Origin of the sequence: Streptosporangium sp. NPDC002721 (assembly GCF_042888905.1) — a bacterium.
Taxonomy (GTDB): Bacteria; Actinomycetota; Actinomycetes; order Streptosporangiales; family Streptosporangiaceae; genus Streptosporangium.
The window spans coordinates 77,244-101,517 of sequence record NZ_JBIAQI010000033.1 but is presented as its reverse complement, the minus strand read 5'-3'; the positions used below and the strand labels follow the sequence as shown (position 1 = coordinate 101,517).

18 protein-coding genes are annotated in these 24,274 nt (G+C 70.2%); 8 read left to right on the top strand and 10 right to left on the bottom strand.

Going from position 1 to position 24,274, the window contains the following annotated elements:
• Nucleotides 1-232: 232 nt before the first annotated feature.
• From ACFYWM_RS37555 to ACFYWM_RS37545, 3 genes are all read left to right on the top strand, one after another.
• Nucleotides 233-1,282 carry a polysaccharide lyase family 1 protein gene (locus tag ACFYWM_RS37555; RefSeq protein ID WP_389924236.1) on the top strand — a complete coding sequence of 350 codons (1,050 nt, stop codon included), beginning with the start codon at nucleotides 233-235 and terminating at the stop codon, nucleotides 1,280-1,282.
• Nucleotides 1,282-2,349, top strand: a complete 1,068-nt coding sequence (locus tag ACFYWM_RS37550) for a polysaccharide lyase family 1 protein (protein ID WP_389924234.1) — start codon at nucleotides 1,282-1,284, stop codon at nucleotides 2,347-2,349. Before ACFYWM_RS37555 ends, ACFYWM_RS37550 begins: the two co-directional genes overlap by 1 nt.
• 150 nt (nucleotides 2,350-2,499) lie before the next feature.
• On the top strand, nucleotides 2,500-3,522 hold the full coding sequence (locus tag ACFYWM_RS37545) for a polysaccharide lyase family 1 protein (protein WP_389924231.1): 1,023 nt from the start codon (nucleotides 2,500-2,502) through the stop codon (nucleotides 3,520-3,522).
• A gap of 35 nt (nucleotides 3,523-3,557) precedes the next feature.
• On the opposite strand, the gene ACFYWM_RS37540 is transcribed toward ACFYWM_RS37545, so the two are convergent.
• Nucleotides 3,558-4,205 (bottom strand): HAD family hydrolase, encoded by a 648-nt coding sequence (locus ACFYWM_RS37540; RefSeq protein ID WP_389924229.1) that lies wholly within the window; start codon nucleotides 4,203-4,205, stop codon nucleotides 3,558-3,560.
• Nucleotides 4,206-4,424: 219 nt separating this feature from the next.
• Between ACFYWM_RS37540 and ACFYWM_RS37535 the strand changes: the two genes are divergently transcribed.
• Nucleotides 4,425-5,027 (top strand): Uma2 family endonuclease, encoded by a 603-nt coding sequence (locus ACFYWM_RS37535; protein ID WP_389924226.1) that lies wholly within the window; start codon nucleotides 4,425-4,427, stop codon nucleotides 5,025-5,027.
• A 165-nt stretch (nucleotides 5,028-5,192) separates the two neighbouring features.
• Nucleotides 5,193-5,816, top strand: coding sequence for a Uma2 family endonuclease (locus tag ACFYWM_RS37530; protein WP_389924224.1), 624 nt, complete (start codon nucleotides 5,193-5,195; stop codon nucleotides 5,814-5,816).
• A 9-nt stretch (nucleotides 5,817-5,825) separates the two neighbouring features.
• On the opposite strand, the gene hrpA is transcribed toward ACFYWM_RS37530, so the two are convergent.
• The 3 genes from hrpA to ppgK all read right to left on the bottom strand — a co-directional run bounded on the left by hrpA (nucleotide 5,826) and on the right by ppgK (nucleotide 13,528).
• The gene (hrpA, locus tag ACFYWM_RS37525; RefSeq protein ID WP_389924221.1) at nucleotides 5,826-9,722 is read right to left on the bottom strand and encodes an ATP-dependent RNA helicase HrpA; all 3,897 of its coding nucleotides are present in this window, start codon (nucleotides 9,720-9,722) and stop codon (nucleotides 5,826-5,828) included.
• Between the two features lie 374 nt (nucleotides 9,723-10,096).
• Nucleotides 10,097-12,397 (bottom strand): glycoside hydrolase family 6 protein, encoded by a 2,301-nt coding sequence (locus ACFYWM_RS37520; RefSeq protein ID WP_389924218.1) that lies wholly within the window; start codon nucleotides 12,395-12,397, stop codon nucleotides 10,097-10,099.
• Between the two features lie 399 nt (nucleotides 12,398-12,796).
• On the bottom strand, nucleotides 12,797-13,528 hold the full coding sequence (gene ppgK / locus ACFYWM_RS37515) for a polyphosphate--glucose phosphotransferase (protein ID WP_389924215.1): 732 nt from the start codon (nucleotides 13,526-13,528) through the stop codon (nucleotides 12,797-12,799).
• A gap of 130 nt (nucleotides 13,529-13,658) precedes the next feature.
• Here ppgK and ACFYWM_RS37510 point away from each other — a divergent pair, with 130 nt between their 5' ends.
• On the top strand, nucleotides 13,659-14,183 hold the full coding sequence (locus ACFYWM_RS37510; RefSeq protein ID WP_389924212.1) for a hypothetical protein: 525 nt from the start codon (nucleotides 13,659-13,661) through the stop codon (nucleotides 14,181-14,183).
• 64 nt (nucleotides 14,184-14,247) lie between these two features.
• Here the strand turns inward: ACFYWM_RS37510 and ACFYWM_RS37505 are convergent, their stop codons facing one another.
• The 4 genes from ACFYWM_RS37505 to ACFYWM_RS37490 form a co-directional block, all read right to left on the bottom strand.
• Nucleotides 14,248-15,267: a hypothetical protein gene (locus ACFYWM_RS37505; RefSeq protein WP_389924209.1), complete on the bottom strand. Its 1,020-nt coding sequence runs from the start codon at nucleotides 15,265-15,267 to the stop codon at nucleotides 14,248-14,250.
• Nucleotides 15,268-15,304: 37 nt separating this feature from the next.
• Nucleotides 15,305-15,856 (bottom strand): hypothetical protein, encoded by a 552-nt coding sequence (locus ACFYWM_RS37500; RefSeq protein ID WP_389924206.1) that lies wholly within the window; start codon nucleotides 15,854-15,856, stop codon nucleotides 15,305-15,307.
• Between the two features lie 522 nt (nucleotides 15,857-16,378).
• The gene (locus tag ACFYWM_RS37495) at nucleotides 16,379-17,359 is read right to left on the bottom strand and encodes a LacI family DNA-binding transcriptional regulator (protein ID WP_362871686.1); all 981 of its coding nucleotides are present in this window, start codon (nucleotides 17,357-17,359) and stop codon (nucleotides 16,379-16,381) included.
• 85 nt (nucleotides 17,360-17,444) lie between these two features.
• Complete coding sequence (locus tag ACFYWM_RS37490; protein ID WP_389924202.1) at nucleotides 17,445-19,082, bottom strand: ABC-F family ATP-binding cassette domain-containing protein; 1,638 nt, start codon at nucleotides 19,080-19,082, stop codon at nucleotides 17,445-17,447.
• Between the two features lie 349 nt (nucleotides 19,083-19,431).
• Here ACFYWM_RS37490 and ACFYWM_RS37485 point away from each other — a divergent pair, with 349 nt between their 5' ends.
• Both ACFYWM_RS37485 and ACFYWM_RS37480 read left to right on the top strand, forming a co-directional pair.
• Nucleotides 19,432-20,166: a hypothetical protein gene (locus ACFYWM_RS37485; protein WP_389924199.1), complete on the top strand. Its 735-nt coding sequence runs from the start codon at nucleotides 19,432-19,434 to the stop codon at nucleotides 20,164-20,166.
• A 169-nt stretch (nucleotides 20,167-20,335) separates the two neighbouring features.
• Entirely contained in the window at nucleotides 20,336-21,487 is a 1,152-nt protein-coding gene (locus ACFYWM_RS37480) for an acyl-CoA dehydrogenase family protein (RefSeq protein WP_389924197.1), read from the top strand.
• 35 nt (nucleotides 21,488-21,522) lie between these two features.
• Here ACFYWM_RS37480 and ACFYWM_RS37475 read toward each other — a convergent pair whose 3' ends face one another.
• A complete protein-coding gene (locus tag ACFYWM_RS37475; RefSeq protein ID WP_389924194.1) occupies nucleotides 21,523-22,563 on the bottom strand; it encodes a family 2 encapsulin nanocompartment cargo protein polyprenyl transferase in 1,041 nt (346 codons plus the stop codon).
• A 42-nt stretch (nucleotides 22,564-22,605) separates the two neighbouring features.
• A complete protein-coding gene (locus tag ACFYWM_RS37470) occupies nucleotides 22,606-24,036 on the bottom strand; it encodes a family 2B encapsulin nanocompartment shell protein (protein WP_389924191.1) in 1,431 nt (476 codons plus the stop codon).
• Nucleotides 24,037-24,274 lie beyond the last annotated feature (238 nt).

Sequence of the window (24,274 nt, the reverse complement as noted above, 5' to 3'; positions counted from 1 at the left end):
CACCTTTTCCGTACCGGAGATCCGACCGCAGATCCGACCGAGGATCCGTACCGGAAACCGGGGCCGTCGCGCCGATGAGCCGCGCACCGCGGACGTCCCGTACTCCTCTCCCGGCTTCACGCTGCCGCCTGACCGCACGCCGCCGCGACCGCGACCGCGCGCAGAGAGCAGAGAACACGTGTCCCCCAGATCCGCCCTCCCCCCGATCCTCCCCCCTGGGACCCCGCGTCCCGTGCCCGGAAGCACCTGGCGCACGGCCCCCGTCCTCGTGGCCGTCGCCCTCCTGATCTCCGCCCTGATCGGCCCCGCCGTGGCCGAGACCAGGGCCGGGACCGGGGCCGCGCGGCTCGCGGACCCGGTCAACGCCCAGATCGGTTTCTCCACCGTCAACGCCCTCGGCCAGAACGGCACCACCGGCGGCCTCGGAGGCCCCACGGTCACCGCGACCACGACCGCGCAGTTCCTCGACTACATCTCCCGCCCCGGGCCGTACGTCATCCAGGTCACCGGCCGGATCACCCTGCCCACCGGCTCCAGCGACGGCATGCACAACGTCACGTCGGACAAGTCGATCATCGGGGTCGGCCCGAACGCCGCGCTGGTCGGCGGCGGGCTGAACATCGGCCTGCCGGTCAGCGACTCCGTCACCTCGCCGCCCGCGAACGCCGTGCACAACATCATCATCCGCAACATCGCGTTCTCCGGCGCCACCGACGACATGATCAACGTGCAGATGTTCAGCCACCACGTCTGGATCGACCACAACGACTTCTCCAACGGGGACGACGGGGCGGTCGACATCAAGCGCGGCTCGGACTACGTGACCGTCTCCTGGAACAGGTTCCACGACCACGACAAGACCCTGCTGCTCTCCCACGACGAGGACGCGGGCCCGCAGGACATCGGACGACTGCGCGTCACCTACCACCACAACTTCTTCGACGCCTCCGACCAGCGCCACCCCCGGGTCCGCTTCGCGAACGTCGTGCACGTCTACAACAACTACTACCGGGACAACAGCTACGGCATCGCGTCCACCTACAACGCCGGGGTGCTGGTCGAGAACAACTACTTCTACAGCGTCAACAACCCCGGACGGGTCGAGTTCAGCGGGGACCTCGGGCGCCTGGTCGAGCGCGGCAACATCCTGGTCGACTGCAACCACGCCATCGAGACGCGGGGCACCGTGACCGAGCCGCGCACCTACTACTCCTACAGCGCGGACCAGGCCTCCGCGGTGCCGACCATCGTGCCCGCCGGTGCGGGCGTCGGGAAGATCTGATGGAGACGACGATGAACCCCGGAAACCACCCCCGCCCCCGCCGCCGCTCGGCCGTCACCGCGCTGCTCCTGGTCGCCGCGCTCGCCTGCGCGGGTGGCGCCGCCAGCGCCGACACCACCGCCTCGGGTACGGCCGCCCCGCCGGCCGCGACCACCGGAGGGAAGCTCGCCGCGGCCTGCACCGGTACCCCGACCGGCTTCGCCACCGTCAACGCCCTCGGCCAGAACGGCACCACCGGCGGCCTCGGGGGCCCCGTCGTCACCGTGACCACGGCCGCGGCCCTGAAGGACTACGTCGGCCGGCCCGGCCCGTACGTGATCCAGGTCTCCGGCCGCATCCAGGTGTCCGGCATGCTCACCGTGGTCGCGAACAAGAGCATCCTGGGCGTGGGCACGACCGCCGAGATCACCGGCGGCGGGCTCCAGCTCGGCTCGACGACCCGGCCGGGCAACAACGTGATCATCAGGAACATCCGGTTCACCGGCGCCGAGGACGACTCGATCAGCGTCACGAACAAGGCCCACCACGTGTGGATCGACCACAACGACCTCTCCGACGGCTACGACGGCCTGCTCGACATCAAGCGGGAGTCGGACTTCGTCACGGTCTCGTGGAACCACTTCCACCACCACAGCAAGGCGGCGCTGCTGGGCCACTCGGACAACTACCCCGCCGACGTCGGGAAGCTGCGCGTCACCTACCACCACAACTTCTTCGACGGCACCGACCAGCGCCACCCCAGGGTGCGCTTCGCCGAGCCGGTCCACGTCCTCAACAACTACTACCGGAACAACGCGCTGTACGGCGTCGCCTCCACCGAGAACGCCGGGGTGCTCGTCGAGGGCAACTACTTCGAGAACGTCGCCCACCCGATCTACGTGGGCTACGACAAGAGCGGCCCCGGCCGGGTGGTCGAGCGCAACAACCGCTACGTCGGCTCCGGCACCCCGCAGACGGCCGGCACCGTCGTCGAGCCGCGCACGTACTACCAGTACACCGTCGACGACCCCGCGACCGTCCCGGCGACCGTGTCCGCCGGCGCGGGCGTCGGGAAGATCGGCTGCTAGCCCTCCCCCCGGATCGCCGCCCGCCGGCCTCCCCCCACCGGCGGGCGGCGCCCTCCCCTGAACGCTTTTTCGAGACGCCCTTCCCGGAACGCCCACGAGGGCGCCTCCCGGAATCCCCGCGAACGTTCCCGCACCAGGAAGGCAGACACCATGCCCCAGAAGATCATCGATCACGCGACCCGGCGGGGTACGGCCCTCCGCGCCGCCGCGGCCGCCGTGCTGGCCGCCGCCCTCGCCGTGACACCGGCCGCCGCGGGCACCGCCACCGGGACCGCCGCGGCGTTGCCCGCCCCGGTCGGCTTCGCGTCGGTCAACGCCCTCGGCCAGAACGGCACCACCGGCGGCGCGGGCGGGCGGACGGTCACCGTGACCGACGCCGACGCGTTCCTGGAGTACATCGACAGCAAGGAGACGCTCGTCATCCGGGTCGCGGGCACCATCGCGATCACCAGCAAGCAGGGGGTCCGGCCGAACAAGACCATCATCGGGGTGGGCACCTCGGGCCACATCACCGGCGGCGGCCTGGACTTCTACCGGTCCTACAACGTGATCGTGCGCAACCTCCGGTTCACCGAGGCCGAGGACGACGCGATCAACGTCGGCCAGCAGTCACACCACATCTGGATCGACCACAACACCTTCTCTGGCGCGGTCGACGGCTCGATCGACGTGGTGCGCGGCGCCGACTACGTCACCGTGTCGTGGAACCACTTCGACCACTCCGACAAGAGCATGCTGATCAGCCACTCCGACGGCGCCTCGGGCACCGACGTCGGCCGCCTCAAGGTGACGATCCACCACAACTTCTTCGACAACAGCCGCCAGCGCCACCCGCGCATCCGCTTCGGCGAGCCGGTGCACGTCTTCAACAACTACTTCCTGGGCAACGAGCTGTACGGGGTGGCCTCGACGGAGAACGCCGGGGTGGTCGTGGAGGGCAACTACTTCCAGGACGTGCCCCACCCGCTCTTCTCCGCGAGCGGCTACGCCGACAGCGGCCCGGGACGGGCGGTGCAGCGCAACAACGTCTACGTGAACTCGGGAACCCCCGAGACCTCGGGCACCGTCGTCGAGCCGCGCACCTTCTACGCGTACACGGTCGACGCCCCCTCCGGCGTCCCGTCGTCGGTACGCGCCGGCGCCGGCATCGGCGCGCAGTGGGGGAATCCCTGACCTTCCCCGTACGGCATCCGTGCGACAGACGACGGTCAGCGGGTGAGGGCGGCGACCAGGGCGTGCAGGTCGTCGACGACGTGGTCCGCCTCGGCGGCCTGGGGGCGCTCCGCGTGGAGGTGCCCCCAGGGACCCCGTCTGATCAGGGCGGTCCGCATGCCCGCCGCCCGCGCGGGGAGCACGTCGTTGTCCAGCCGGTCGCCCACGTAGAGGATCTCGCCGGGCTCGCGCCCCGACACCGCGACGACCTTGGCGAAGAACTCCGGGGCGGGCTTGGAGACACCCCAGCCGTCGGAGGTGTGTACCGCGTCGACGGGCAGGTCCATCGCGACGAGCGCGTCGCGCGCCTGCGGCGGCTGGTTGCCCGCGATGATCAGCTCGTGGCCGAGGTCGCGCAGCGCCGCCAGGGCGGGCCGCACGTCCGGATAGAGGTCGTCGGCGTCGAAGTCGACCCGCAACCCGTCCGGTTCGTCGCGCTTCCACGCCTCCTGCTCGGCCTCGACGTCGAAACCGGGCCGCAGGAGCCGGAAGGCGTCCTCGAACGACCTGTCGAGCGCGGCCATGCCGCCGAGCACACCGAGCATGGTGAACCGGGTGACACCCAGCCTGTCGGCCCAGCGCGACCAGATGCGCGTCTCGTCGATCAGCGTCTCGCCCACGTCGAACACCAGCGCCCGGACCACGGTGTCTCCCCTCTCCCCAAACCCGTCGATCCTAGCCCCGCCGACCGGGACGGCACCGGCCGGGCCCGCACGAGCGCGCCCGCTCACGGAAGAGCCGCACGCACCCGGACACCCCTCTCCATCGGCCCGTCCCATAACCGCAGGACATGCGCTTCGCCCCCGGACACGCTCGCGTGCGACACTCAGAGTGCTTGTCCGGACACGAAGGGATACAGGTCGATGGTGACAACGGCACGGGGACGCCCCTCCCGGCACGCCCCCTCCGAGAAGACGCCCCCCGCCCGCACGGCGCGGGATCTTCTCGAAACCCTGCCCCCCACCCCCGGCTTCCGCGCCGAAGTCATCGACGGGAACCTGATCGTGAGCCCTGTGGGCACCCCCGAGCACAGCTGGAGCGCGACACTCCTGTCCTACGCGCTGCAGCCGATCGTCATGGAGCGGAAGTGGCGCGCCCACGTGGGCGGGGTGAACGTCTGCATCGACGGCCCCCGAGACAGCCTCATCCCCGACTTCGTGCTCGCCCCCGCCGACTGCCCGCGCCGGGGCACCCTGGAACTGCGCTCCTCTGGGTTGATCATGGTCACCGAGATCGTCTCCCCGGGGAGCGCGCGGATCGACCGTGACGACAAGCCCCGCATCTACGCCGCGGGCGGAGTGCCCATCATGCTGATCGTCGGCCCGATCGCCACACCTCCGGCGGTCACCGTCCTCAGCGACCCCGGGGAGGGCGGCTACCGCGCCGTCACACGCGTCCAGCTGGGCAAGCCGCTCCGCATCCCCTCCCCCGTCGACTTCGACCTCGACACCTCGATCTTCCTGTAACACGACAACCGCCCGCCGGGCACCGGTCTCGGCACGCGCCCACTCCCCGGAAGGCCCACGCTCCGGCGCCGCTTCGCGGCCGGAGCCTGTTCTCCCCCGGCCCGCAGGGCTCCGTGAAACACTGCGAGTGCATGTTCGGACACGAAGGGATACAGGTCGATGGTGATGACAGCGTCTCAGCGATCCGCCCGGCGCACCGCGCCCCAGCCGCCCGCCCAGCCCGCGGTCCCCGACGACCGGCCACTCCCCCGGACCCCGAGGGAGATCTTCGAGTCCCTTCCCCCCATCCGTGGCCTCCGGGCCGAAGTCATCGACGGGAACCTGATCGTGAGTCCTTCCGCGACCCCCCGGCACGCACGCATCGCCAGATGTCTCAGCAGGGCTCTGATCCCCGTGGAGGACGAGAACGGCTGGGAAAGCTTCTCCGGTGACGTGGACATCTGTGTCGAAGGCCCCCGTGACACGATCGTCCCCGACTACTGCCTGGTCCCCGTAGACGCTCCGCTCTGGGGTGACCGCGAGATCCTCTCCTCCGGCCTCGTCCTGGTGGCGGAGATCGTCTCACCCGGGAGCATGGAGATCGACCGCGCCACGAAGCCCAGGATCTACGCGGGCTGTGGTGTCCCGATCATGCTGATCGTCGACCCGGTCGCCTCCCCGCCGGCGGTCACGGTCCTCAGCGACCCGGAGGAGGGCAGCTACCGGACCATGACCCACACCGAGATGGGCAAGCCGCTCCGCATCCCCTCCCCCGTCGACTTCGACCTCGACACCTCGATCTTCCTGTAGTCCCGGAGCTCAGAGCTTCTCCATCGCCTTGCGGATGCGCTTGTCGGAGATGGAGTACGGGGTCCCGAGGGTCTGGGCGAAGTAGCTCACCCTGAGCTCCTCGATCATCCAGCGGATCTGGCGGACGTCGTCGTCGGAGCGGCGGGCCGGGGGAAGCTTCTCGACCAGCTCGTGATAGTCGTCCTCGATGTCGTGCACCTTGTCCATCCGCTCCCCGTCGCGGAACGCGTCGTCGTGGACCTTCTCCAGCCGCCGCTCGGCCCCCTTGAGATAGCGGAGCAGGTCGGGCAGGCGTTTGTAGCCGGTGTCGGTGACGAAACCCGGGTAGACGAGGTTCGCCACCTGGTCGCGGATGTCCTCGATCGCGGGGGTGGAGCGCGACTCCGGCAGCAGGGTCGAGACGGTGTGCCAGACCCGAAGGATGCTCTCGACCCTGGCGACGACCTCGGCGGTGGTGTCGAACAGCTCGGCCCGGACCTTGTCGTGGAGCGTGGCGAAGGCGGACTCGTCCCAGACCGGGCCGCCGTACTCGATCATGAGGTGGTCGGCGGCGCAGGCGATGCAGTCGTCGAACAGCGCGGTGGCACCGGCGTGCGGGCTGCGGCTCAACGCGAGCTTGGCCTGGTTGCCGAGGCGGCCGAGCACCCACTTGGCCGGTGACGGGGTGTTGAGCAGCAGCAGCCTGCGGGTGCCCTCCCACATGGCCCGGCGCTGCTCGGCCTCGGTCTCGAACATCCGCACGGCCACGGTGGCGCCCTCGTCGGCGAGCGCCGGGTAGGCCTTCATCCTGCGCTGCTCGAACGTCCTGGGCAGCGCGCCCACGGTCCATCCCGTCAGGCCGGACTTCTCCAGGCCGTCGGCGGCCTTGGACAGCGTCTGGCGGAGCTTGGGGGCGAGCCTTCGTTTCAGCCCGGCCAGGTCCTTGCTCTCGGCCAGCTTCTGCTTGCGGCCGTCGACCACCCGGAAGGTGATCTTGAGGTGGTCGGGGACGAGGTCGGGCTGCCAGGCCTCGCGCGGCACCTGGACGCCGGTCAGGTTCAGCAGCTCGCGTTCCAGCACCGCGAGCAGCGGCTCCTGGGTGGGCTCGGCCCGCTCCAGGGCCTTCTTGGCGTAGTTGGGGGCGGGGACGAAGTTACGCCGGATGGGCTTGGGCAGACTCCGGATGAGCGCGGTGAGCAGTTCCTCGCGCAGCCCGGGGATCTGCCAGTCGAAGCCCTCGACGTTGACCTGGTTGAGCAGCGCGAGCGGGATGTGCGCGGTGACGCCGTCGGCGTCGGTGCCGGGCTCGAACTGGTACGTGAGGGGGAAGCGCAGGCCGCCCTGGCGCCACACGTCGGGGTAGTCGCGCTGGCTGACGTCGCCCGCCGTCTCGCTGATCAGCATCGACTTCTCGAAGCTGAGCAGGTCGGGCTGGTCGGCCCTCGCCTTCTTCCACCAGGAGTCGAAGTGGCGCCCGGAGACGACGTCGGCGGGGACGCGCTGGTCGTAGAAGTCGAACAGCGTCTCGTCGTCGACGAGGATGTCGCGGCGCCTGGCCCGCTCCTCCAGCTCCTCGACCTCTTCGAGCAGCCTGCGGTTCTCCTTGAAGAAGGCGTGGTGGGTCTCCCAGTCGCCCTCGACCAGGGCGTGCCGGATGAACAGCTCCCGGCTCAGCTCGGGGTCGATGCGACCGTAGTTGACCTTGCGCTGGACCACGATCGGGACGCCGTACAGGGTGACCTTCTCGTAGGCCATCACCGAGCCCTGCTTCTTCTCCCAGTGCGGCTCGGAGTAGGTGCGCTTGATCAGGTGCTGGGCGAGCGGCTCGACCCACTCGGGCTCGATCTTGGCGTTCACCCGGGCCCAGAGCCGGGAGGTCTCCACCAGCTCGGCGGACATCACCCAGAGCGGCTGCTTCTTGGCGAGCGCGGAGCCCGGGAAGATCGCGAACCGCGCGTTGCGCGCGCCGACGTACTCCGTCATGGGCCTGCGCGGCTCGTTCGGGGGACGGCGGCCCCCGCCCGCGTCGGCGGTCTTCTTGTCGATGTCCTTGACGCCGACGTGGGACAGCAGGCCCGACAGCAGGGAGACGTGGATCTTCTGCTCGTCGCCGGGGGTGCCGTTGAGGGTGACGCCCAGCGTCTTCGAGGTCTGGCGGAGCTGGCTGTAGACGTCCTGCCACTCGCGGACGCGCATGTAGTTGAGGAAGTCGGCCTTGCACAACCGCCGGAACGCGCTGGACGACAGCTCCTTCTGCTGCTCCTGCAGGTACTCCCACAGGTTCAGGTACGAGACGAAGTCGGACTCCTTGTCCGCGAAGCGGCGGTGCTTCTCGTCGGCGGCCTGCTGCTTGTCGGCCGGTCGCTCGCGCGGGTCCTGGATCGACAGGGCGGCGGCGATGACCATGACCTCGCGGACGCAGCCGTTGCGGTCGGCCTCCAGCACCATGCGGGCCAGGCGCGGGTCGACCGGGAGCCCCGCCAGCTTGCGCCCGAGCGGGGTCATCTGCCTGGCCTGGTCGAAGGCGCCCAGCTCCAGCAGCAGGTCGTAGCCGTCCCTGACCTGGCGCTGGTCGGGCGGCTCGACGAACGGGAAGGCCCCGATGTCACCCAGGCCGATCGAGGTCATCTGCAGGATGACCGAGGCGAGGTTGGTGCGCAGGATCTCCGGGTCGGTGAACTCCGGCCGGGTGACGAAGTCGTCCTCCTCGTACAGCCGGATGCAGACGCCCTCGGAGACGCGGCCGCAGCGGCCCTTGCGCTGGTTGGCCGAGGCCTGGGAGATCGCCTCGATGGGCAGGCGCTGGACCTTGGTGCGGTGGCTGTAGCGGGAGATCCTGGCGAAGCCGGGGTCGACGACGTACTTGATGCCCGGCACGGTGAGCGAGGTCTCGGCCACGTTGGTGGCCAGCACGACCCGGCGGCCGGTGTGCCGCTGGAAGACCCGGTGCTGCTCGGCGGCGGACAGCCTGGCGTACAGCGGCAGGATCTCTGCGTCCTTGCGCTTCGACAGCGCCTCGGCGGTGTCGCGGATCTCCCGCTCGCCGCTGAGGAAGACCAGGATGTCGCCGGGCCCCTCCGCGCACAGCTCGTCGACCGCGTTGCCGATCGCCTGGATCTGGTCGTCGTCCTCGGCGACCGGCCGGTAACGGACCTCAACGGGGTAGGTCCGGCCGGAGACCTCCACGATCGGCGCGTCGCCGAAGTGCTTGGAGAAGCGCTCGGGGTCGATGGTCGCCGAGGTGATGATCACCTTCAGGTCGGGACGGCGCGGGAGCAGCTGCTTGAGGTAGCCCAGGATGAAGTCGATGTTGAGGCTGCGCTCGTGCGCCTCGTCGACGATCAGCGTGTCGTACTGGTCGAGGTCGCGGTCGTGCTGCAGCTCGGCGAGCAGGATGCCGTCCGTCATGACCTTGACGAGGGTGCCGTCGCCCACCTGGTCGGTGAAGCGCACCTTGTAGCCCACGGCGTCGCCGAGCGGGGTGTCGAGCTCCTCGGCGACGCGCTCGGCCACGGTGCGGGCGGCGATGCGGCGGGGCTGGGTGTGCCCGATCAGGCCCTTGACGCCCCGGCCCAGTTCGAGGCAGATCTTCGGCAGCTGGGTGGTCTTGCCGGAACCGGTCTCCCCGGCGACGATCACGACCTGGTTGTCGCGGATCGCCTCCAGGATGTCGTCCCTGCGCTGGCTGACCGGCAGCGCCTCCGGATAGGTGATCTCGGGGACCCCGGCGCGACGCTGGGCGACCCGCCGCTCGGCCCGCTCGATGTCGGAGGTGATCTCCGCGGCGATCTTCTGCTGCGCGGCACGGTTTCTGACCCTGCGGGCCCCGTCGAGCCTGCGGCGGAGCCGCCGCTGGTCACGCAGCGTGAGCTCGGGCAGACGCGCGTGCAGGTCGGAGAGAGGCGATGTCAAAGGAGGCGTTCCCATACTGAGACCCAGGATACTTTCGGCCCACGTGTGCGGGCCCACCCGCCGCCGCGAAGGCGCCTGTGAGGCTCCACACCTGAATGCCCCCGCGTGCGGGGCCTTGCGTGCGGGACCCCGCGTGCGGGCCCAACCGCCCATGCTGCCCGAGCCACCGCCCCGCCGCATCCCAATATCCGGCCGGTACGGCGCCCCGGCTCTTTCAAGGAGGCCGGAAGGTTTTCGCAAGGAGAACGGGAGGCTCAAGGAGAACTGGAGGCTCAAGGAGAACGGGAGAGGAGAACGGAACGGCCCCGCCTCCCCGGGGCCGGGGTGACGGGGCCGTCGCGTTCGGGCCTCACCCGGGCCCCGCGGGAGCGGGACCCGGGATCAGCGGGTTACGGGAGCGCCGGGTAGGCGTTCTGGAGCAGCTGGCGGAACTGGGCGGAGAACCACTGGCCGGAGATCGGCGCGTCGGCCAGGGCACCGCTCATGTTGTTGCCGTTGCGCCCGTTGCCCTCGTAGGTCGGGTCGCACATCCGGTCGAAGCCCTTGCCCTCGTTGTTCGGGATCTCCCTGCTGGAGCCGTCGGACTCGCCCGGGGGCTTGATCCAGACGTAGGCGTCCAGACCGGTGGCGGGGCTGGCCTGCGGGCGCTCGCCCAGTCCGGCACCGCTCTGGTTGCACCAGTTGCCGGCGTGGATCCGGCGGTCGACGCGCGACTCGTTGACGAAGGTGTTCACGTTCGTCGAGGTGCTGGCGGCGGCCGGGCGGGCCGAGCCTCCCCAGCCGTTGCGGGAGGTGTCGATCAGCATGCCGATGTTGGACCTGAAGCCCTTCTGGATCAGCGTGTTCCTGAAGGCCTGGGCGAAGGAGAGCTCGTCGACGTAGAAGTTCCAGTCGAGCCAGGTGGACTGGCGGACGCTCTGGCCGTTGACGGTGGTGTTGATGGTGAAGTGCGGCTCACGCAGCGCCGAGTAGTTGGCGGTGTTGGTGATGAAGCCGTCCACGCTGTCGAAGCCCGCGGTGGTACCGGAGACGGTGCTCGCGAACAGGTCCGCGGCCGGGCCGTAGTTGCTGTCCCAGCCGAGCCAGCCGTGGTGCGCGGCGTCGACGTAGGTGTAGACGTTCGGGATCGCGTGCAGCTTGTTCAGGGCGTAGCGGACGCCGTCGACGTAGGCGTTGGTGTCCTTGGCCTCCTGGCACTTCGCCACGTTGAGGTTGGTGACCAGGTTCGGCAGCGAGTCGATCTCGACGATCGTGGAGATCCGCAGGTTCGCGTACTTCGACTCGCCCATGATCGCGGCGATCGGGTCGATGTACTCGGTCTTGTAGCGGTTCAGGCCGTTCTGCGCGATGAGCAGCTCACCGTTGGAGGCCAGGGCCGAGCAGTCGCGGTTGGGCAGGTTGTAGATGACGAACTGGATCGTGAGCGGCCTGCTGCCGTTGGCCGCGTCCTGCACCAGGGCCTCGTCCAGGTGGGCGCGCAGGCCCATCGCCGAGGAGGAGCCCGCGATGGCGGCGATGCGGTCCAGCCACACGCCGGTGGAGATGTCGGCGACCGCGTCACCACCGGGCTCGGCGGCGGCCTTGGCCGACCAGTCGGGGTTCACGTAGCCGTCGGCTCCGGCGTAGGGGTTGTCGACGTGCACGGGCGGCGTCGTGTCGCCGTCGTCGTCGGCCTCGGTCACCGCGACGGAGGCGCCGGTGTGACCGCTGGCGGCGGCCGCGATGGTGGCGGTGCCGTTCACCTCGTCGGAGTCCTGGGCCGCCGAGACCGTCACGTTCTGCGCCGTGTTCCAGTTGGCCGTGGTGAAGGTCAGCGTGGAGGGCGAGATGGTGACGTTGGTGTCACCCGTCTTGGTCAGGTTGACCGTGACGCTGCCGCTCGGCGCCTGGCTGAGCCTGAAGCCGACCGTCCTGGACGCGCCCTCGGGGACGCTGAGGGAGGTCGCGGAGGCGACGATCGACGGCGTCGAGGTGCCGCCCACGGTGAAGGGGACCTCGGCGGTCTGGGTGGAGAGCGCCGGGGAGGCGTTGTCGTACGCCTTCGCGCTGGCGGTGTGGGAGCCGGACGACAGGCCGGTCGCGGAGTAGGAGTACGGGGAGCTGGTGTCGGTGTTGACCAGCGTGCCGTCGACGTAGAACTCCACCTTGCTGACGGAGCCGTCGTCGCTCGCGGTCGCCGCGAGCGGCACGGCGGCACCGGCCTGGTGGGTGGAACCGGAGGCGGGGCTGGTCAGGCTGACCGTGGGGGGCTGGTTGACCGGCGGCTGCCCGCCACAGGTCACGCCGTTGACCGTGAAGGCGGCGGGCTTGGGGTTGCTCCCGGTCGACGCCCCGTTGAAGCCGATGCTGGTGGAGGCGCCGGTGGCGAGGGAGCCGTTCCAGGAGAGGTTCCTCGCGGTGACCTGGGTGCCCGACTGGGCCCAGGTCGCCGACCAGCCCTGCTGGAGGGTCTGCCCGGCGGTGAAGGCGAAGCCCAGGGTCCAGTTGGTGAGCGGGTCACCCAGGTTCTTGATGGTGACGCTGGCGGTGAATCCGCCCTGCCAGTCGTTGGTGGTGTAGGCGACGTCGCAGGCGACTGCGGCGTGCGCCGTGGCGGCCTGCCCGGTGGCGAGACCGGCGGCGGCCATGAGCATGGCCGCCATGGTCGCCACCCGGTTGCGCCAGGCATGGCGGCGCGGATTTACTGTCATTCGTGATCATCTCCAGGAGGACGGTGGGAGCGCTCCCATAGTCCGGATGTTTCACGGATGTGTACAGCTTGTTGCACGTCGGAGGCCCCCGAATAGGCCGCTCCCCGCCTCTGACCTCACCGAACGGATTTCGAGCACGATGAAAGTTTCAGATCCCTCCCGGGAGCCCCTCGCGAACGACACGCGCTAGCCGTCTCCGACCCTCGCCCCTCGCTCCCCTCGCCGCCCGCGCCTCACCCCCACACATCTAACGCCTCATGCCTGGCGTTCCATATGTCCGGCGTCCACGTGTCCGGCGCTCAACGTGTCTGACGCTCCACGCCCAGAACCCCGTGCCCGGCGTGCGCCGGCCTTCCCGGGCCGCCTGCGCGAAGCGCGCACCCGGGCAGGACCGGACCCCTACTTCATGGCCGCCATCGCGGCGCCCACGATGCCCGCCTCGTTCTGAAGGCCCGCGGGGACGATCGGGGTGCGCAACTTGATCTGGGGCAGGAACTTGTCGGCCTTCTTGCTCACGCCTCCGCCGATGATGAACAGCGACGGGGAGAACAACGCCTCGACGTGTTCCAGATACTCCTGCACCTTCTCGGCCCACTCGTCCCAGTCGAGGTCGTGCGCCTCGCGCGCGTGGTCGGAGGCGCGCTTCTCGGCCTCCTTGCCCCTGATCTCCAGGTGACCGAGCTCGGTGTTGGGCACCAGGCGACCGTCGATGAGCAGGGCGCTGCCGATCCCGGTGCCGAAGGTCAGCAGCATCACCACACCCGTCCTGCCCTTGGCGGCACCCGCCGCGACCTCGGCGAGGCCGGCCGCGTCCGCGTCGTTGAGCACCGTCACCGGCAGCCCCGTCGCCTCGGAGAACAGCTTCCGCGCGTCCGTGCCGATCCAGTCCTTGTCCACGTTCGCGGCCGACCTGGCGACCCCGTCGAGCACGATCCCGGGAAAGGTCACCCCCACCGGCCCCTGCCAGGCGAAGTGCCTCACGATCGCCGCCACCACCTCGGCCACCGCCTCGGGCCTGGAGGGGTCCGGCGTGGGGATGCGCAACCGCTCCCGCGTCAGCCGCCCCATCGCGACGTCCACCGGCGCGCCCTTGATCCCGGACCCGCCGATGTCGATTCCCAGCGCTTCCATGTGCTTACCTCCTGTTGACTCCCCCTTCCCCCCGATAGGCGGCTGATACTCGTTTGCAGCGAGCGGTCAACCCGGTTGAAAGCGGTCCATCACACACTGTGGGCACAGCAGCCGGAAAGGAAGCACTCCCATGACGATCAGCCGCCTCCTCGCGGGATCCGCCCTCGCCACCGCCCTCCTCGCCATCGTCCCCGCGACCGCCCAGGCGGCGACCGCCCCCACGAGCACCCCCGCGACGGCCCAGGCCGCCCCCGGCACGACGGCCACGCAGGGCGCCGGCCCGTGGGGCACCTACTACGCCCCCGGCAGGAGGGCCAAGACGCACGGCTCGCTGACAGTCTCCGGCGAGGACCACGCGGACATCCCCGCCGCCGAGCGGGGCAGGATCTCCGGCAAGGTCTACGACCTGACCCGGGGCCCCTCCTGCGGCTGGGCGGTCTTCCGCCTCACCTACCGCACCGCCGACGGCAGGAACCTGCCGTTCAAGCACCGCAGCGTCGTCGACTGCTCGTACCGCACCCCGAAGTCGTTCGCCTTCACCCAGCGCGACCTCTACCAGGTCGAGCTCAAGGTCTGCTCCGAGGCCAAGGCCTCCAAGCCCTCTCTGAACTGCCTGTACGCGGGCACCTGGAAGGTCCTCTACATCTCGAAGTGAGCAGGGGGGCGGGAGGACCCCGCCCGCCCGGCCCGGCCGCCGGGCCGTCTCCCCGACAGGAGCGTCAGCTCGTCGGGGCGGCGATCCGGCGCCTGCCACGATGCCGGGGGCTGTGACGGGCACTACCGACCCGGCGCCTGCGGCGCGCGAGGAGACCGAGGGCCGCGACTGGCACGACCACCCCGGCCACCAGCCCCACCAGGGACAGGTACTCCCCGTCGGGCTCGACGGAGAAGCCCGTGCCCTTCGCCGAGAAGGTGAGTGGGGCGGTGACCACCCGCTTCACCCTTCCGCTCATCAGGGTCAGCCTGCCCTTCCAGGGACCGTCGGGTATGCGCCCGTCCATGGTCACGGTCACCGGGGCGACGGAACCGGGAAGCAGCGTGACCCCCAGGTCGGCGGGGAAAGGCCCGGCCTTCAGGCCGCCGGGGCCCTCCTCCAGCGACAGTGCCCCGCTCATGTCCAGGGTCCGCTTCCCGGTGTTGTTGGCCAGTGCCTCCAGTCGCACGCTGCCTTCCGGAGTGCGCAGGGACGTCAGTTTCTCGATCCGGAAGTCCGACGGCGGTTCGCCGCCCGGCCCGACGTCGAGGTAGACGCGGATCCCGACCCGGTTGACGACGCGCACGGGGTGGGAGGCGTTTGGCTCGGTGGAGACCTCCGCCCAGACGGCGCCGAACCGCTCACCGCGCGAGGCGACGAGCGGCACCATGATCGTCACCTCGGCGACCGCCGTACGGCCCGGCGGCAGATCGACCGGGTCACGATCGAGCGACATCCAGCTCACCAGCTCGTTCTGGGGACGGCCCGCCGGTGCGTGGAAACTGTTCCGCACGATGGTGGCCGCGGCCGGGTACAGGCTGATGTGCTGGAGCTTCCTGGACGTGTTGGAGATCTCCACCTTCCGCCGGATGGTGGTGCCCGGGTTGAGATGGTCGACGATGTAGGAGAGCGCGCGGGGGTCGCCGCGATGGCTGACCGGCGCCTCGAGCAGGCGGATGCCGATCGTGCCCCGGGGGTCGGCGCCGGCCGACGCGCCGACCCCGCCGACCCCGCCGGCCCCGCCGGCCCCGCCGACACACAGCACGGCCAGCAGCGTCGGCGCGAACGATCCGGCGATCCGGTTACGCCACCTGATGTGTCACCGTCCCGGTGTAGTCGCCCACCTGAGCCGTGATGGGGATGTTGACGATCAGGGTGGGGTTCCAGGTCGCCGTGCTACCGCCGGTGCCGCCCGTGTGGGCCATGGCCGGGATGGCGGTCAGCGTCGTACCCGTCAGCGGGACGGCATCGGCCGCCGTGGGCTGTCCGGGGATGAAGACGCCACCGCCGGTGGTCTCGGTCGCCGGCCCGGACCAGTACTCGACGGAGCCGACGGGAATGGTCAGCGCGCCGGAGGTGAAGTCCGTCGCGAACACCGTCGCGGTCCAGACCGAGTCGGCTCCGCCCCGGGTGCCGGAGACCGACACGGGACCGATCTGCCCGGTGAGCGTGCCACCGGGAGGAGCGGAACCGAGGTCGATCGGGCCGGTCGGCGCGACGATGTCCAGGCTTCCCGCTTCGACGGAGAAGGTGACGATGGTGTCGGCGGTGGGAGCGGCCACCGCCGGTGCCGCCAGGATGACCATCAAGGCGCCTACGCCCGCTGAGGTGAGCGCGGCAAATCTCTTACGCAAGATCCCTTCCTTCCAAAGGATGAAGCATGTCTTCGGAGGGCGGCAAGCAATAGATCTTCCACACTTGTCGCGATAACTTTAAGAGATCAATAACTACTCAGAGTGACGAAAACGGCAAATGAAAAGCTCCGAGATGTTCCATTGAGAGCCAAAGCGGCGGATGGTGCCAACGGTGGCTTACGGCGTGACATCGGCACGTCCGTGAGGGGTCCGAGCCCGTCGCGCACACCACATCGGCGCGACACCGGGCTCGCGGGACGACCAGGTTTTCAGGAAGCCGAGAACACCTCGGCTTCTTATTCACGACATATGTTTGTAACTATCGAATGCAAACCCGGAAGACAGTGACGTCACAGACAGTGACGTCACATTGCCGGCCCGCCCGCGGACGGGGCTTCGGACGGGCACCGGAAACGCCCCCCGCGGCGCGGCGGACGCCGCCTCGGGCCTCGGGGCACCGGGCGGGGACGAGATGGGTGCCCCTTCAGGCCCCGGATCCGGGACGGCCTCCCCCGGGAACTCTCAGCGCTTGACCGGACCCGTCGAGGCCCTGACCACCAGCTCGGGCTCGAAGAGCAGCTCGTCGGCCGGGACCAGGGCCTTGTCGATCTGGGCTGCGAGCAGGTCGACGACCGCGCGGCCCATCGCGTCGATCGGCTGGCGCAGCGTCGTCAGCGGCGGGTCGGTGCAGTTCATCAGCGCGGAGTCGTCGTAGCCGATCACCGAGACGTCGTCGGGCACGGAGAGCCCCGCCCTGCGGGCCGCCCTGATCGCGCCCAGGGCCATCACGTCGCTGGCGCAGATGACACCGGTCACGCCCCTGCGGATCAGCCGCGCGGCCGCCGCGTGCCCCCCTTCCAGGGAGAACATGGTGTGCTCCACGAACTCGGGGTCGAGGTCGGCCGCGTCCAGCTTGCGCCGCGAGGGCACGTGGTCGGGGGGGCCGAGCACCATGCCGATCCGCTCGTGGCCCAGCGACCGCAGGTGGCCGAGCGCCATCTCGGCGGCGGCCACGTCGTCGCAGGAGACCTGGGGGAAGGCGAGGTGCGCGACCGCGGCGTTCACCAGCACGGTCGGCAGGCGCCGCTCGCGCAGCAGCTCGTAGTGCTCGTGGGGGGCGTCGGCCTGGGCGAACAGGCCACCGGCGAAGACCACGCCGGACACCTGCTGCTGGAGCAGCAGGTCGACGTACTCCGCCTCGGAGACGCCGCCCAGGGTCCGGGTGCACAGCACCGAGGTGAACCCCTGCTGGGCGAGCGCACCCCCGACGACCTCGGCGAAAGCGGGGAAGATGGGGTTCTGCAGCTCGGGGAGGACGAGCCCGACCAGCCGCGCCCTGTCACCCCGCAGCTGGGTGGGCCGCTCGTAGCCGAGCACGTCGAGCGCCGTCAGGACGGCCTCGCGGGTCGCCTCGGACACTCCGGGCTTCCCGTTGAGCACGCGACTGACCGTCGCCTCGCTCATCCCGACCTTCTTGGCCACTTCTGCAAGCCGTCGTGTCATGATGAAACTATAAGGCAAGGGAAGTAATTACTTGCGGCGACTTGCGAAAGTTACGTCAACAGTCAGGCCGGACGGGCCGTCCCGGTCAGGTCTCGGTGATTCTGCCGCCGTCGACGTGGACCCGCCGGGTGGTGTGCACCGCGTCCAGCATCCGGCGGTCGTGGGTGACCAGCAGCAGCGTACCGGGATAGGAGCCGAGCGCGGACTCCAGCTGTTCGATCGCGGCCAGGTCCAGATGGTTGGTCGGCTCGTCGAGCACGAGGAGGTTCACCCCGCGCGCCTGCAGCAGCGCCAGCGCGGCCCGGGTCCGCTCCCCCGGCGACAGGGTGGCGGCCGGTCGCGGCACGTGCGCGGCGCGGAGCCCGAACTTGGCGAGCAGCGTGCGGACCTCGCCGGGAACCATGTCGGGCACCGCGGCGCCGAAGGCCTCCACCAGCGGTTCGTCCCCGAGGAACAGCCCGCGCGCCTGGTCCACCTCTCCGACGACCACCCCGGGCCCCAGCGAGGCGTTGCCCTCCTCCAGCGGCAACCGGCCCAGGAGCGCGGCGAGCAGGGTGGACTTGCCCGAGCCGTTGGCACCGGTGACCGCCACCCGCTCGGCCCAGCCGATCTCCAGGCTCACCGGGCCGAGGGTGAACGCGCCGCGCCGGACCACGGCCTCGCGCAGCGTCGCGACGACGGCCCCCGACCTCGGGGCCACCGCGATCTCCATGCGCAGCTCCCACTCCTTGCGGGGCTCCTCGACCTCCTCCATCCGCTCGATCAGCCGCTCGGTCTGGCGGGCCTTCGCGGCCTGCTTCTCACTCGTCTCGGTACGGAGGTTGCGGCCGATCTTGTCGTTGTCGGTCGCCTTGCGCCGCGCGTTCTTGACGCCCTTCTCCATCCAGGCGCGCTGCATCCCCGCGCGCTGCTTGAGGGCGGCGACGGTTCCGGCGTACTCCTCGTACTCGTCGCGGGCGTGCCTGCGGGCGACCTCGCGCTCGGTGAGATAGGCCTCGTAGCCGCCGCCGTGCACCCTGACCAGCTGCTGGGCGAGGTCGAGCTCGACGACCCGGTTCACGGTCCTGGCCAGGAACTCGCGGTCGTGGCTGACCAGGACGGTCCCGGCGCGCAGGCCGGTGACGAAGCGTTCGAGCCGCTCCAGCCCCTCCAGGTCGAGGTCGTTGGTGGGCTCGTCGAGCAGGAAGACGTCGTAGCGGCTGAGCAGCAGGGAGGCCATCCCCGCCCGCGCGGCCTGGCCGCCGGAGAGCGCCGTCATCGGCCGGTCGAGCTCCACGGCGAGGCCGAGCTCGGCGACGACCTCGGCGGCCCGGTCCTCCAGGTCTGCGCCGCCCAGGGCGAGCCAGCGCTCCAGACCGGCGGCGTAGTCGTCGTCGGCCCCCGGGGTCCCGTCCACCAGTCCCTGGGTCGCGGTGTCCAGCGCGCGCTGCGCGGCGGCCACGCCGGTACGGCGGGCCAGGAAGTCCGCGATCGTCTCGCCCGCGCGGCGCTCGCGCTCCTGGGGGAGGTAGCCGACCGACGCCGAGGGCGGGCTGAGCCGCACGGAGCCGTGCTCGGCGGGGAGCAGCCCGGCGAGGATCCGCATCAGGGTGGACTTGCCCGCGCCGTTCACGCCGACCAGGCCGACGACGTCGCCGGGGGCGACCACCAGGTCGAGCCCGGTGAAAAGCGCTCGGTCGCCGTGTCCGGCGGCCAGGTCCTTGGCGACGATGGTGGCACTCATACTCAAACGCTATCCGCCCGCCGGCACCGCGACGCCATGTCCGATATGTCTGCTATGTCCCATTAAGGACCCCAAGACACCCCACCCGGACGCCACCACACGCCCCACCCGTGCTCGACAAGCGCTATTCCCGACAAAACGGACATATCACGCTTTTCACAGAAAATTTTTTGGCTCTCGACAATCAGCGGCTGACCTGCTCGTTCTCACCGGGAAACGTTACCTTACGGAGATCTAAACCCGCTTTTTTCGGCACTTCAGGCAACATCGGTCGCTTCCGTGCCGTCTTATGGGACGGAGACGGTCAACTGATCGCCTCCGAGGACGGGGAGAAAAGGAAAGCGTCTTGATGAAACGAATCGCCGTCGGTCTGCTGTCCGCGGCAGTGAGCGGCTCGATGCTCCTGTCCGCGGGAACGGCCTCCGCGGAGCGAGTCGCTCTCAGCGTGCGCATCGACAACGTCAGCCCGAACCCGATCGTCGTGAAGGGCGACGACGAGACCAGGGTCAGCATCGAGGTTCGTACCACCGAGGCCACCCGCGTCGAGCTCCGCCTCAGGCCGGTCTCCGACCGGGCCCGCACCCAGGCGGCGGAGGAGCCCAGGCTGCTGCACGAGGGTGACCTGTGGCGCTTCACGACCAGCTTCGACGAGAACGACTTCGAGGGCCGCTGGGTCGCGATCGCCGACGCGTACGACAAGGACGGCAAGAAGGTGACCGACGAGGTCAACTTCTCCGTCGTGCACGAGGAGGCCGAGAAGGCCGAGACCCGCATCTACCGGTTCTCCGCCAACCCCGAGAGGGTCCGCAAGGGCCGCTCGGTCTACTTCACCGGCCGTCTCCAGGTGGACGACGACCGCTGGAAGGGCGTGCGGGGCGAGGAGGTGGAGATCTACTTCCGCAAGCGCGGCTCCAACACGTGGAAGTTCGTGACCTCCCCCGAAACCGGCTGGAAGGGCACCTTCCGCGCCAAGGCCCGCGCGTACAGCAGCGGTGAGTACCGCGCGATCTTCGACGGCAACGACGAGCTCTCCGAGAGCCGCAGCCGGTCCGACCGGGTGCGCGTCTACACCCGCCGCTGGTAGTCCCGCCTGACGGTCGCGCCGCGACCGGACGGTAGCCGACGCGGAGGCCCGGGGCGACCCGGGCCTCCAGCGTTTCCGTCGTCTCCGGCATTCCCTGGCGAGGTCTCCCGCTTGATCCCCCGGCTTTCGGGCAGCGAAGGGGTACGACGACCGGAGGGAAGCCGCGCCGATGACGACGGGTGATTTCTACGACTACTCCGACCTGCTGGAGGAGCACGAGAAGGAGATCGTGCTCCGGGTACGGGAGTTCATGGCGCGCGAGGTCGCGCCCATCGCGAACGAGGCGTGGACCAACGCGCGCTTTCCCCACCAGGTGGTGCCCGAGTTCGCCAAGCTCGACATCGCGGGCCTGGCCTACCGGGGGGCGCGCAGCCTGCTGACCGGGTTCGTGGTCCTGGAGATGAACCGGGTGGACCCCTCGATGGGCACGTTCTTCGGTGTCCACGACGGCCTGGCGATGGGCAGCGTCGACCGGCTGGGCTCGGAGGAGCAGCGGGAGCGGTGGCTGCCGTCGATGGCGGCGATGGAGAAGATCGGGGCGTTCGCGCTGACCGAGCCCGAGGGGGGTTCCGACGTCTCGGCGGGGCTGCGCACGACGGCCCGGCGCGAGGGCGACGTGTGGGTGCTCAACGGGGCCAAGCGCTGGATCGGCAACGCCACCTTCGCCGACCTGATCGTGGTGTGGGCCAAGGACGAGGCCGACGGCCAGGTCAAGGGCTTCGTGGTGGAGAAGGGCACGCCCGGCTTCGCCGCCACGAAGATCGAGAACAAGATAGCCCTGCGGACGGTGCAGAACGCCGACATCACGCTCACCAACTGCCTGGTGCCGGAGATCAACCGGCTGCAGGGGGCCAACGGCTTCCGCGACACCTCCACCATCCTGCGGCAGACCCGGGGAGGCGTGGCCTGGCAGGCGGTGGGCTGCATGACGGGCGCCTACGAGCTCGCGCTGGAGTACGCCAAGACCCGCGAGCAGTTCGGACGGCCGATCGCGGGCTTCCAGCTCGTACAGGACCTGCTCGTACGGATGCTGGGCAACGTCACCTGCTCGCTGGGCATGGTGGTGCGGCTGGCACAGCTCCAGGACGCCGGTGTCTACAAGGACGAGCACTCGGCGATGGCCAAGGCCTTCTGCACGGCGCGGATGCGCGAGGCCGTGGGATGGGCCAGGGAGATCCTGGGCGGCAACGGCATCGACCTCGACTACGACGTCGGCCGGTTCGTGGCCGACTCCGAGGCGATCTACTCCTACGAGGGGACGCGCGAGATCAACACCCTGATCGTGGGACGGGCGATCACCGGCACGAGCGCCTTCGTCTGAGTTCCTTCGCCGAAGGGGCCGGGCGACGGCCCCGGTCAGTGGTCGCGGCGGGTGACGAGGCGGGCGAGCGTGGCCAGCTCGGCGGCGGGCCGGGCCAGCGCGCCCGCCGCCGTCAGGTGACGCAGGGCCCGGGCGAGCAGCTCGTCGGCCTCTACCTGGGTCCAGGCCCGCCCGCCCGCGGCCTCGACGAGCTCGGCCGCGCGGACCAGCTCGGCGTCGGAGAGCGGCCGCTCCCGGTGGTAGAGCCCGGCCAGCTCCCGTCCGGCCGGGGTGCCCGAGGTCAGGGCGGCGACGACCGGGATGGACTTCTTGCGGCTGCGCAGATCCGAGTGGACCGGCTTGCCGGTCGCCTCCGGGTCTCCCCAGACGCCCAGCAGGTCGTCGACGAGCTGGAACGCCAGCCCCAGGTCCCTGCCGAAGGCGGCGAAGTGCTCGACCTGCTCCGGGCCGCCACCGCCGAACAGGGCGCCGAGCCCGCAGGCACACCCCAGCAGGGCCCCGGTCTTGCCGGCCGCCATGCTCATGCACTCGGCCGGCCCGACGTCCTGACGCTCCTCGAAGGCGACGTCCGCGCTCTGGCCGTCCAGCAACTCCTGGACCGCGGCGCTGAGGATCCTGGTCGCCTCGGCGGTGACCGGGTGCCCCCCGGTCGCGAGCACGTCGAAGGCGAGCGTCAGCAGCGCGTCACCGGCCAGGATGGCCGGGCTGACACCGAAGACGGCCCAGGCCGTGGGGCGGTGGCGGCGGGTCCGGTCACCGTCCATCACGTCGTCGTGCAGGAGGGAGAAGTCGTGCACCAGCTCGACGGCGGCCGCCGGCCGGAGCGCCGAGGCGGCGGTGCCGCCGACCGCCTCGGCCGACAGCAGGGCGAGCGCGGGGCGGATCGCCTTGCCCCCGCCGGTCGTGGACGGCCGGCCCTGCTCGTCCCACCAGCCGAAGTGGTATCCGGCGATGCGCCGCATCGACGCGGGCAGCGTGTCGGCCGCCGGGCGCAGGGTCGCCTCGACCATGTCCCGGCTCCAGGCCAGCACCTCACCCGCGGACCGCCCGTCCGTCGACGTCTCGATGGTCGTCATAAACGCTCTCCCTCGCTCGGCGGCCCCGCGGCCCCCGCGTCCTCAGTGGCCGATCTCGACGTCTTCCAGGATCCCGAGCGCGTCGGGCACCAGGACGGCGGCGGAGTAGTAGGCGCTGACCAGGTAGGAGATGATCGCCTTCTCGCTGATGCCCATGAAGCGGACCGACAGGCTGGGCTGGTACTCGTCGGGAATGCCGGTCTGGTGCAGGCCGATCACCCCCTGGTTGTCCTCGCCGACCCGCAGGGCCAGGATCGAGGTGGTGCGGGTGTCGGTGATGGGGATCTTGCTGCAGGAGAAGATGGGGACGCCGCGCCAGGCGGGCACCCCGCTGCCGCCGACGTCGACGCCCTGCGGGTAGAGGCCGCGCGCGTTGCACTCGCGGCCGAAGGCGGCGATGGCGTGCGGGTGGGCGAGGAAGAAGCTCGTGCTCCTGCGGCGGCTGAGCAGCTCGTCGAGGTCGTCGGGGGTGGGCGGGCCGGTGCGGGTGTGGATGCGCTGCTTGAGGTCGGCGTTGTGCAGCAGCCCGAACTCGCGGTTGTTGATCAGCTCGTGCTCCTGCCGCTCGCGCAGCACCTCGATCGTGAGCCGGAGCTGCTGCTCGATCTGGTCCATCGGGTCGTTGTAGAGGTCGGCGACCCGGCTGTGCACCCGCAGGACCGTCTGCGCGACGCTCAGCTGGTATTCGCGCGGGGAGAGCTCGTAGTCGACGAACGTGCCCGGCAGGTCGGCCTCGCCCGCGTGCCCGGCGGCCACCTCGACGGCGGCCTCGCCGTACTTGTTGCGCGGTCCCTGGGCGGCCGTCTCCCGCTGCCGCAGATGGGCCTGGAGCGTCTCCGCCTGCTCGGCCAGCTCCAGGAAGGCCTGGCGGGGCAGGACCATCGCCGTGCCGCTGGTGACCGCCCTGGCGGTGAACGGCCACTCGCCCCCCTCGCCGACCAGGGCGTCGTCGCCGAAGTGGTCGCCCGCGGCGAGCACGGTCAGCACGATCTCGTCGCCGTACGGGCCGGTGCCGACCTTGTTGACCTTGCCGTGCGCGATGACCACGACCTCGTCCGCGGGCCGCCCCGCCTCCACGAGCACGTCACCGGCCTGGAAGTCGCGCTGGTCGAACCGGCTCGCCAGCGCGTCGAGGACGTCGGAGTCGTCGAACCCGCGCAGCAGGGGCAGCTCGCACAGCTCGGCCGGGATGACCGCCACCTGCGAGCCGGAGTTGGTGAAGCTCACCCGCCCGTCGCCGATCGTGTAGGTCAGCCGCCGGTTGACCCGGTAGGTGCCGCCCGAGACCTGCGTCCAGGGGAGCATCCGCAGCAGCCACCGTGAGGTGATCTCCTGCATCTGGGGGGTCGACTTGGTCGTCGTCGCCAGGTTACGCGCGGCGTCCGTACTAAGACTCAGCTGCGAGCGGCCGGCCTCGAACTCCGTCACAACACACCACCGATCCGTATTCGTACCTACAGGGGGATAAGACATGAATCAACCAGGGGGGAACGTCAATCACCCGCGACAGGAACGGCAGAATCGTTGACCCCCCGATGCGCGGAGCCGGATGCGGCCCGCCACCGTGGACGCCCCAAGTTTGGGTTGCCCTTAAATATCTTGTCAAGCATTGAATACGATCCGGCCGATAATCAGCAAAGCCGCCGCCGTCAAATGCCCGAAAAAGATTGAATGTCTTACTCATATCGGCGGCCGGTTCACGCGAGGGGCT

Bases quoted from the DNA above. Each gene is read 5' to 3' on its own strand.
- ACFYWM_RS37550 (WP_389924234.1), top strand. From the start codon at position 1,282: ATGGAGACGACGATGAACCCCGGAAACCACCCCCGCCCCCGCCGCCGC.
- ACFYWM_RS37545 (WP_389924231.1), top strand. From the start codon at position 2,500: ATGCCCCAGAAGATCATCGATCACGCGACCCGGCGGGGTACGGCCCTC.
- ACFYWM_RS37535 (WP_389924226.1), top strand. From the start codon at position 4,425: ATGGTGACAACGGCACGGGGACGCCCCTCCCGGCACGCCCCCTCCGAG.
- ACFYWM_RS37530 (WP_389924224.1), top strand. From the start codon at position 5,193: ATGACAGCGTCTCAGCGATCCGCCCGGCGCACCGCGCCCCAGCCGCCC.
- hrpA (WP_389924221.1), bottom strand. From the start codon at position 9,722: ATGGGAACGCCTCCTTTGACATCGCCTCTCTCCGACCTGCACGCGCGT.
- ACFYWM_RS37520 (WP_389924218.1), bottom strand. From the start codon at position 12,397: ATGACAGTAAATCCGCGCCGCCATGCCTGGCGCAACCGGGTGGCGACC.
- ppgK (WP_389924215.1), bottom strand. From the start codon at position 13,528: ATGGAAGCGCTGGGAATCGACATCGGCGGGTCCGGGATCAAGGGCGCG.
- ACFYWM_RS37510 (WP_389924212.1), top strand. From the start codon at position 13,659: ATGACGATCAGCCGCCTCCTCGCGGGATCCGCCCTCGCCACCGCCCTC.
- ACFYWM_RS37495 (WP_362871686.1), bottom strand. From the start codon at position 17,359: ATGACACGACGGCTTGCAGAAGTGGCCAAGAAGGTCGGGATGAGCGAG.
- ACFYWM_RS37490 (WP_389924202.1), bottom strand. From the start codon at position 19,082: ATGAGTGCCACCATCGTCGCCAAGGACCTGGCCGCCGGACACGGCGAC.
- ACFYWM_RS37485 (WP_389924199.1), top strand. From the start codon at position 19,432: ATGAAACGAATCGCCGTCGGTCTGCTGTCCGCGGCAGTGAGCGGCTCG.
- ACFYWM_RS37480 (WP_389924197.1), top strand. From the start codon at position 20,336: ATGACGACGGGTGATTTCTACGACTACTCCGACCTGCTGGAGGAGCAC.
- ACFYWM_RS37475 (WP_389924194.1), bottom strand. From the start codon at position 22,563: ATGACGACCATCGAGACGTCGACGGACGGGCGGTCCGCGGGTGAGGTG.
- ACFYWM_RS37470 (WP_389924191.1), bottom strand. From the start codon at position 24,036: ATGTCTTATCCCCCTGTAGGTACGAATACGGATCGGTGGTGTGTTGTG.